Origin of the sequence: Pseudonocardia sp., from assembly GCF_025465255.1 — a bacterium.
Classification (GTDB): domain Bacteria; phylum Actinomycetota; class Actinomycetes; order Mycobacteriales; family Pseudonocardiaceae; genus Pseudonocardia.
In genome coordinates, this window is the sequence record NZ_JAODNI010000028.1 from 1 (window position 1) to 8,932 (window position 8,932).

General features: G+C 73.5%; 9 protein-coding genes and 1 pseudogene. 3 read left to right on the forward strand and 7 right to left on the reverse strand.

Going from position 1 to position 8,932, the window contains the following annotated elements; translation table 11 throughout:
* The coding region (locus JWP64_RS03125; RefSeq protein WP_297492033.1) for a Rieske (2Fe-2S) protein at positions 1–245 on the forward strand (245 nt) is incomplete at its 5' end.
* Between the two features lie 327 nt (positions 246–572).
* Here the strand turns inward: JWP64_RS03125 and JWP64_RS03130 are convergent.
* Positions 573–1,809, reverse strand: a pseudogene (locus JWP64_RS03130) (DUF6596 domain-containing protein); the annotation flags it as partial.
* The gene (locus tag JWP64_RS03135) at positions 1,809–2,228 is read right to left on the reverse strand and encodes a YciI family protein (RefSeq protein WP_297492035.1); all 420 of its coding nucleotides are present in this window, start codon (positions 2,226–2,228) and stop codon (positions 1,809–1,811) included. The pseudogene JWP64_RS03130 and the gene JWP64_RS03135, both read right to left, overlap by 1 nt.
* 227 nt (positions 2,229–2,455) lie before the next feature.
* Between JWP64_RS03135 and JWP64_RS03140 the strand changes: the two genes are divergently transcribed.
* Positions 2,456–3,229 (forward strand): cyclase family protein, encoded by a 774-nt coding sequence (locus JWP64_RS03140; protein ID WP_297492037.1) that lies wholly within the window; start codon positions 2,456–2,458, stop codon positions 3,227–3,229.
* Positions 3,226–4,875 carry a thiamine pyrophosphate-binding protein gene (locus tag JWP64_RS03145; protein ID WP_297492039.1) on the forward strand — a complete coding sequence of 550 codons (1,650 nt, stop codon included), beginning with the start codon at positions 3,226–3,228 and terminating at the stop codon, positions 4,873–4,875. The genes JWP64_RS03140 and JWP64_RS03145 overlap by 4 nt, the downstream gene beginning before the upstream one ends.
* Before the next feature lie 63 nt (positions 4,876–4,938).
* On the opposite strand, the gene JWP64_RS03150 is transcribed toward JWP64_RS03145, so the two are convergent.
* The 5 genes from JWP64_RS03150 to JWP64_RS03170 form a co-directional block, all read right to left on the reverse strand.
* The gene (locus JWP64_RS03150) at positions 4,939–5,328 is read right to left on the reverse strand and encodes an MmpS family transport accessory protein (protein ID WP_297492041.1); all 390 of its coding nucleotides are present in this window, start codon (positions 5,326–5,328) and stop codon (positions 4,939–4,941) included.
* A 174-nt stretch (positions 5,329–5,502) separates the two neighbouring features.
* The gene (locus JWP64_RS03155; protein WP_297492043.1) at positions 5,503–5,634 is read right to left on the reverse strand and encodes a hypothetical protein; all 132 of its coding nucleotides are present in this window, start codon (positions 5,632–5,634) and stop codon (positions 5,503–5,505) included.
* Between the two features lie 62 nt (positions 5,635–5,696).
* A complete protein-coding gene (locus JWP64_RS03160; protein ID WP_297492045.1) occupies positions 5,697–6,785 on the reverse strand; it encodes a glycerate kinase in 1,089 nt (362 codons plus the stop codon).
* Positions 6,782–8,560 (reverse strand): glyoxylate carboligase, encoded by a 1,779-nt coding sequence (gcl, locus tag JWP64_RS03165; RefSeq protein WP_297492047.1) that lies wholly within the window; start codon positions 8,558–8,560, stop codon positions 6,782–6,784. Before gcl ends, JWP64_RS03160 begins: the two co-directional genes overlap by 4 nt.
* The coding region (locus JWP64_RS03170) for an NAD-binding protein (RefSeq protein WP_297492049.1) at positions 8,557–8,932 on the reverse strand (376 nt) is incomplete at its 5' end. The genes gcl and JWP64_RS03170, both read right to left, overlap by 4 nt.

Genomic DNA, 8,932 nt, shown 5'->3' on the forward strand with positions numbered 1-8,932 from the left:
GAGTCTTCCCCGAGCACAACGTCGTCGTCACCCGGCCTGCGGCGGGAAGCTTCGAGGCCTTCGACGCCATCTGCACCCACGACGGGTGCACGCTCAACGAGGTGACCGAAGGGACGATCCGGTGCCCGTGCCACGGGAGCCGGTTCGCGATCACCGACGGCGCAGTGGTGACGGGTCCCGCGAAGCGTGCACTGACCCCCCGGGGGATCACGGTCGAGGGCGACTCGATCATTCTCGGCTCGTAAGACGACCCTTCGGCGTGAACCCGTGGGCACACCCCGGCTCACGGCCTCTGACCTCGTCGTTCTCGTTGTTGCATGTGCTGCAGTGGCATGACTGTCTCCGGCCGGGTTCCACAGGACGAGGTCCTGTTCCGCGACGTCAGGAACGGACCGGTTCGTCCACACGAGACCGGAGCCTGGTCACCGTCACCGCACCGGCGTCGCCCGGCAGGACAAGCCGCCGATTCCCGGGTTCTGCCCAGGTAGTAGCGGCATCGTGGAGCAACAACGAGGTGCCCGACATCCTCGACCCCGGCGCCTCGCCGCACGAGCCGATGCGACTGACACTGGCTCGGCCCGTGCCTCCGAGGTCCGGCCGAGCCGGACGAGCAGCTCGCCGCGGACGCTCGGGAGCAGGTACGACCCGGACAGGCGGTCGGAGGCGACCAGCTCGTCCACGATGGACAGCGCCTGCTGTGGTCCGTTCGCCATCGCGACGGCGACGGCCCGGTTGAGCTCGACGACAGGTGACGGAGCCACGCGTCCGAGCGCCTCGTAGAGGAGCACGACACGCTCCCAGTCCGTCTCCGGCACCGAGGACGCCGACGCGTGGCAGGCGGCGATCGCCGCCTGCAGTCCGTACGGTCCGAGGCCACGCCCGACAGCGGAGGCCCGGCCGATCGCGGCCAGACCGCGACGGATCGCCGACCGGTCCCAGAGGCGCCTTTCCTGATCCTCCAGGAGCACCGCCTCGCCATCGGGCCCGGTACGTGCGGGAAAGCGCGCGGCCGTGAGTTCGAACAGGCGAGCAGCCCGTACACCTCGGGCTCCTCGGGCTCCTCGGGCGACAATGCGGCCAGCATCCGGGCCAGCCGGATCGCCTCGTAGGCGAGATCGGGGCGCAGCAGGCGGTCACCCGTCGTCGCCGTCGAGCCCTCCGTGAAGATCACGTACAGCACGCTCAGGACACCGCCGAGCCGCTCGCGCCGCTCCTCCGACGGCGGCAGCTCGAACGGCACTCCCGCCGCGGCGATCGTCTTCTCGGCCCGCGTGATCCGAGCCTGGACCGTCGGCACGGGCACGAGGAACGCCCGGGCGATCTCCTCGCTCGCCAGGCCGCCGACCGCGCGCAGCGTCAGGGCCACGCGGGCTTCGGGCGAGAGCACCGGATGACAGGACACGAACATCAGCGCGAGGACGTCGTCGTCGACCCGGTGTCGGGGTCCCACGGCAGGTCGTCCGACCGGTCCCGCGGGGCCGCCGCGCCCGAGCTCGCCTCACCCTCGGCGAGCTGGCCGGCGAGCATGGCGTACCGCTCGTCGAGTGCCGACCGGCGGCGGAAGCCGTCGATGGCGCGCCGCCGCGCGGTCGCGAGCAGCCACCCCACCGGGTTCGCGGGCGCACCGTCTCGCGACCAGGTGACGAGCGCCTCCGCCACCGCCTCCTGCGCGACGTCCTCGGCGAGCGCGAAGTCCCCGGTGTAGCGGGCCAGCGCACCGACGATCCGTGCGGACTCGATCCGCCAGACGGCCTCGACGGCCCGCCGCGCAGACTCGGTGCTCGGCGGGCCGCCGGGGGCCGCGGGCATCAGAGCTGGCCGGTCCGCTCCCGCCACGCCCGCTCCTTGGTGATCCACTCGTTGTCCTGCGGGAACTCGTCGATGCCCGGCACGCGGCGGACCTCGCACTTCGTACCGGCAACCGCCGGCAGCCGGTTGGCCCACTCGACCGCCTCCTCCTTCGAAGCCGCCTCGATCACGTAGAAGCCGCCGAACAGCTCCTTCGTCTCGCCGTACGGACCGTCGGTGACCACCGGCGCCTCGCCGCTGAAGTCGACCACCACGCCCTGGGTCGGGTCGTCCAGGCCCTCGGCGGCGACGAGCACACCGGCCCGGATCATCTCCTCGTTGAAGCGACCCACCGTCTCGAGCAACTGCTCGAAGGGCGTCTCCATCATCTTTGCCACGGACTCGTCCGTGCCTCGCATGATCAGCATGTACTTCGCCATCGTCGATCTCCTCGATCTCGGGGGTCGCCGCTCGACCCTCCCACCGCAAGGTCGAACGGGGCAGCCGCGGATCGACACGGCAGACGGACGCGGGACATCTGCACCCCGACGAGGGGGCCGGCCGGCCCGTGGTCTCTCGTCGATGCCCGCGACGGCGGCGGTTGAGCGCGGTGCGGCTCGAGGGAGAACATGATGGCGTTCCACGCCCCAGCCGTCGAGGAGTCGTCATGTCCGTTCTCTCCACCGTGCTCGACGCGGCGCGCTCCGGCGCGGTGCAGGTCGTCGACCTGACCACCCCGCTGCAGGAGTCGACGCCGATCCTGGAACTCCCGCCGCCGTTGGCGAACACGAGCCGGTTCCGGCTCGAGGAGCTCAGCCGCTACGACGACCGCGGCCCGGCCTGGTACTGGAACGACATCCACACCGGCGAGCACACCGGCACCCACCTCGACGCGCCGGTGCACTGGGTGTCGGGCCAGGACGGGCTCGACGTCTCGCAGGCCCCCCTGAGCACGCTGGTGGCCGCGGCCGCCGTGATCGACATGACCGCCGAGGTGGAGAAGGACCCCGACTTCCTGCTGGAGATCGACCACGTGAAGGCCTGGGAGGCCGAGAACGGCCCGTTGCCCGACGGCGGCTGGCTGCTCTACCGCACCGGGTGGTCTTCGCGGGGCGAGGACGCCGTTGCATTCGCGAACGCCGACGAGAACGGCCCGCACACCCCCGGCGTCTCGCCGGAGTGCGCGCGCTGGCTCGCGCAGGAGTCGCCGATCACCGGCTTCGGCACGGAGACGGTGGGCACGGACGCCGGCGCGGCGCACAGCTTCGATCCGCCCTTCGCCTGCCACAACTACCTCATGGGCGCGAACAAATGGGGCCTCACCAGCCTGCGCAACCTCGACGCGCTTCCGTCCACGGGCGCGATGTTGATCGTGTCGCCGCTGCCGATCGTCGGCGGCTCGGGCAGCCCCGCCCGCGTGCTCGCGCTGGTCGAGCGGTGAGCGGTCCCGTCACTACCGGCACGGTCGCCGGCGTCGTCGGGTCGCTGCTCGCGGGCCTCGGAGTCGGGCACGCGTTCGGGGTGGTGGGGAGCGGCAACTTCCACGTCACCAACGCCCTGCGCGAGCACGGCGTGCCGTTCAGCGCCGCGCGCCACGAGGGCGGCGCAGCCACCATGGCCGACGCCTTCGCGCGCACGTCCGGCGACGTCGCGGTGCTCTCGCTGCACCAGGGCTGCGGGTTGACCAACGCGCTGACCGGCATCACCGAGGCCGCCAAGAGCCGCACCCCGCTGCTCGTGCTGGCCGCCGACACGGGCGGCGCCGCCGTGCGGTCCAACTTCCGCATCGACCAGGACGCCCTGGTGGCGTCGGTCGGCGCGGTGCCCGAGCGGGTGCACTCGGCCGCGTCCGCGGTGGCCGACGTGCTGCGCGCCTACGACACGTGCCGCAACCAGCGCCGGACGGTGGTGCTGAACCTGCCCCTCGACGTGCAGGAACAGCCCTGCACGGCGCCGTCACCGTCGCCCCGGTTCGTCGAGGTGCTCCCGGCCCGGCCGAACGCCGCCGCGGTCGCCGCGCTGGCGGCGCTGATCGACCGCGCCGAGCGGCCCGTGTTCATCGCGGGCCGCGGCGCCCGGCACGCCGGCCCCGAACTGGCCGCGCTCGCCGACACCTGCGGGGCACTGCTGGCCACGTCCGCCGTCGCGAACGGGCTGTTCACGGGCCATGCCTGGAACCTCGGCATCTCCGGCGGGTTCGCCACCGACCTGGCCGCGGAGCTGATCACCGGGGCCGATCTGGTGGTGGCCTGGGGCGCGTCGCTGACGATGTGGACCACCCGCCACGGCGCCCTCATCGGCGACGGCGCCACGGTGGTCCAGGTCGACGACACGCCCTCGGCCATCGGCGCACAGCGACCCGTCGACCTCGGAGTGCTCGGTGACGTGGCCGGGACCGCGCACGACGTCGCCGGTGCCGTCACGGGTGGCCCGGGCTACCGGACCGCCGCGATCGGTGAGCGCATCGCGGCCGAGGGCCGGTGGACGCAGATCCCGGTGCCCGCCCAGGCCGCCGACCCCGACCACATCGACCCCCGGACGCTCTCCACCGCCCTCGACGCCCTGCTGCCCGCCGAGCGCACGGTGGCCGTCGACTCCGGCAACTTCATGGGCTACCCCAGCGCCTACCTGGCCGTGCCCGACGCGGCGGGGTTCTGCTTCACGCAGGGCTTCCAGTCGATCGGGCTCGGGCTGGCCACCGCGCTGGGCGCCGCGATCGCCCGCCCGGACCGGCTGACCGTCGCCGCGGCGGGTGACGGCGGGTTCCTCATGGGCATCTCGGAGCTGGAGACCGCGGTGCGTCTCGGCATAGGCCTGCTCGTCGTGGTCTACGACGACGCCGGCTACGGCGCCGAGTTCCACCACTTCGAGGGCGCCGACCACGGCACCGTCCGCTTCCCGGACGCCGACCTCGCCGCGGTCGCGCAGGGGTACGGCTGCGCGGCGGCGACCGTCCGGTCCGAGGACGACCTCGACGCTGTCCGCAAGTGGCTGGACGGGCCGCGCGACCGGCCGATGCTCGTCGACGCGAAGGTCCGCACGGACGAGGCGGCCTGGTGGCTGTTGGAGGCGTTCCGCGGGCACTGACGCCTCGATGCCAGGCCGCCCGTGTCGCGATCACGGGCGGCCCTGCTCGCCCCGCGCTGGGCGTCACCGCCCGCCAGCGGTGGCGTCGTAGATGCAGTGAGCCGAACCACCGGGCGGCTGCTCAGCAACGACCCTGCCGTCCAGAACGATCCGGCAGCCGGGGTTGTCGCCACCGACGGCGACCACCTGGAGCATGTCGACACCCGCCGGCACGGTGAACTCCCCGCGCCACGGCAAGGACACGTCGTACAGCCTTTCCTGCCCGGGAGGACCGGCAGGGTCGGTGTCGATGGTGATCGCGGTGCCGGATCCGGTGACCTCGAAGGTCACGTTGCCGCTCTGCGGGCTCTTCTCCGCCGCTGAGGCGGACGGGGCGACGAGAAGCGGCACTGCAGTGGCCGCGATGACGGGGACGATCAGCGCCAGACACTGCTTCCATTTGCGCTTGCTCATCGTGATCTCCTCAAGGTCTCAGGGCTTGCCGAGTGGGGTTGAAGACCGACGGCGCCGCAGATCAGCGGGCGAGGCCTTCGGGGATAAGAATGCAGCCGCCGACGCCACCGGACGATGGGGCGAACACCCGAATCGGGCGGGGTGCGCCCCCCGGTTCCTGGCACCTACCCGTACTCACAACCCCATCTCGTCGAGCAACGGCGGCCACCGGTCGGCCCACGGCGCGGCGGCCTCGAACGCTGCGGAGGCGCGGAGCACGACGGCGTCGTCGAGGCGGCGGCCGACGATCTGGAGCCCGACCGGCAACCCGGCGGGGGGTGAAACCGGCGGGCCGCAGACCCGGGCACACTGACGCCTGGTCGGCTCGATCAGAGCAGGGACCGCCCGACCTCCCGCAGGAGCCGGCCCGCCTCTCTGAGGCACCGTGCGGGATCGGGTTCCCGGTCGACGAGGGCGTGCACCTCCCGGATCCCGGCGCCCGCCAGCTCGGCCGGGCCGAGCTCGCACCGGCCGCACACCGCCACCACCGGTACGCCTGACTCCCGCGCCGCGGCGGACACCCCCGCGGGCGCCTTGCCGTGCAGGGTCTGCGCGTCGAGCGCCCCCTCCCCCGTCACGACGAGCGCGGCGCCGGGCAGCTGCTCCGCGAAGCCGGTCAGCTCAAGGACCACCTCGACCCCCCGGCGGCGTCGCGCCCCGAGGACCGCGAGCGCGGCGAAGCCGACGCCGCCCGCCGCTCCCGCACCGGGCAGGGTGGCACCGTCCGGTGCGACGAGCCCGGCGAATCGGGCCAGTGCGGCGTCGAGCAGGGCGACACCCTCGGGCGTCGCCCCCTTCTGCGGGCCGTAGACGGCCGCGGCCCCGGCCGGGCCGAGCAGCGGGTTGTCCACGTCGGAGGCCAGCACGATCCCGACGTCGCCGAGCCGTGGGTCCAGGCCGCCGAGGTCCACCGCGTCCGCCCGGGCCAGGGCCGCGCCGCCGTCGGGCAGCTCGTGGCCCGAGGCGTCGGTGATCCGCGCGCCGAGCGCGCTCAGCAGGCCGGACCCGCCGTCCGTGCCGGCGCTGCCACCGACGCCGAGCACGATCCGGCGGGCCCCCGCGTCGAGCGCGGCCGCCACGAGCTCGCCGGTCCCGCGGCTGCTCGCCCGCATCGGTTCCGGGCCGTCTGGCAGCTGTGCCAGGCCCGACGCCGCCGCCAGCTCGACCACCGCCGTGCCGTCGCGGAGCGCGATGGCGGCGTCGACCGGCTTCCCGGTCGGCCCGGTCACCGTGACCGGGCGGCGTCGGAACCCGGCGGCCAGGGCCGCGTCGAGGGTGCCCTCGCCGCCGTCGGCCACCGGCAGCTCGACGGCCCGGTGGCCTGCTTCCCGCAGGCCGGCGGCCAGGTGGGCCGCGACCTCGGGCGCCGTGAGCGAGCCCTTGAACTTGTCGGGCGCGACCAGCACGTGGCCGCTCATCGGACCGAGCCTGCTCCGATCGGGATCGTGGCGGTCGGGGCGTCCTCGGCGGTCGTGGCGAGCTCCTCGAACTCCGTGACCGCGTCGATCTCCTGGCCCATCGCGATGTTCGTGACCCGCTCCAGCACCACCTCGACGACGACCGGGACCCGGTGCAGCCGGACGAGCTCCTTCGCCCGCGCGAAGGCCCCCGGCAGGTCCCGCGGATCGGTGACGCGCAGGGCGGTGCAGCCCAGCCCCTCCGCGACCTTGACGTGGTCGACGCCGTACTTGCCCAGCTCCGGTGAGTTGATGTTGTCGAAGCCGAGCTGCACGCAGTAGTCCATGTCGAACCCGCGCTGCGCCTGCCGGATCAGCCCCAGGTAGGAGTTGTTCACGACGACGTGGATGTACGGCAGGTTGAACTGCGCCCCGACCGCCAGCTCCTCGATCATGAACTGGAAGTCGTAGTCGCCGGACAGCGCGACGACCGTCGCGTCGGGGTCCGCGACCCGCACACCGAGCGCGGCGGGGACGGTCCAACCGAGCGGCCCGGCCTGCCCGCAGTTGATCCAGTGCCGGGGCCGCTGGACGTGCAGGAACTGCGCGCCGGCGATCTGCGAGAGCCCGATCGTGCTGATGTAACGGGTGTCCGGCCCGAACACCCGGTTCATCTCCTCGTAGACCCGGTGCGGCTTGATCGGGATGTCGTCGAAGTGCGTCCGGCGCTGCATCGACCCCTTGCGCTGCACACAGTCCCGCACCCACTCCGCGCGGCCGGGCAGCGCGCGCTCGCGCGCCGCCTCGAGCATCCGGCGGAGGAACGCGCCCGCGTCGGAGGCCACGCCGTAGTCCGGCGCGAACACCCGGCCGATCTGCGTGGGCTCGACGTCGACGTGCACGAAGGTCCGCCCCCGCCGGTAGACCTCCAGGCCCCCGGTGTGCCGGTTGGCCCATCGGTTGCCGATGCCCAGCACAAGGTCCGACGCCAGCAGGGTCGCGTTGCCGTAGCGGTGCGCGGTCTGCAGGCCGGCCATGCCCGCCATGAGCGGGTGGTCGTCGGGGATGGCGCCCCAGCCCATGAGCGTCGGGCTGACCGGGACGTCGAGCAGCTCGGCGAGCTCGACCAGCTCGGCGCAGGCGTCGGCGTTGACGATCCCGCCGCCCGCGACGATCACCGGGCGCTCGGCCCCGGCGAGCAGGTCGAGCACCTTCTCCACCTGGGCCCGGGTCGCAGCCGGGCGGTGGATCGGCAGCGGCGCGTAGGTCTCCGCGTCGAACTCGATCTCGGCCTGCTGGACGTCGATCGGCAGGTCGAGCAGGACCGGCCCGGGGCGCCCGGAGCGCATGAGGTGGAAGGCCTGCGCCAGCGCCCCGGGCACCTGCGCGGGTTCGCGGACGGTCATCGCCAGCTTGGTGACGGGGGCGGCGATCGCGGCGATGTCGACCGCCTGGAAGTCCTCCTTGTGCAGCTTCGCGACCGGGGCCTGCCCGGTGACGGCGAGGATCGGGATCGAGTCGGCCATCGCGGAGTACAGCCCGGTGATCATGTCCGTGCCCGCGGGGCCGGAGGTGCCGACGCAGACGCCGATGTTGCCCGGCGCCGTGCGCGTGTACCCCTCGGCCATGTGTGAGGCGCCCTCGACGTGCCGGGCGAGGACGTGCTGCAGGCCGCCGTCGCGGCGCATCGCGTCGTAGAACGGGTTGATCGCGGCGCCGGGCAGGCCGAAGACGTGGGTCACCCCCTCGGCCCTGAGGATGGCGACGGCGGCGTCGACGGCGCGCATGCGGGTCATGTCGTGGGTCCCTTCCCGGACAGCTGGTCGACCTGCATCAGCAGGGCGCTGTGGTCGAGCCCGCCGCGGCCTTGCGCGCGCAGCGACCCGACGAGCTGGGCGACGTGCGCACCCAGCGGGATCGCGACGCCGGCCGCGCGGGCGGCGGCGGTGACGATGCCGAGGTCCTTGTGGTGCAGGTCGATCCGGAAGCCCGGCGCGAACGTGCGGGCGCGCATCGTCGCGCCCTTGCGGTCGAGGACGGCGCTGCCGGCGAGCCCGCCGCCGAGGACCGCGAGCGCGGACTCGGTGTCGACGCCGTGCGCCTCCAGGAAGACCAGCGCCTCGGCGACGAGCTGGATGTTCCCGGCGACGATCAGCTGGTTCGCGGCC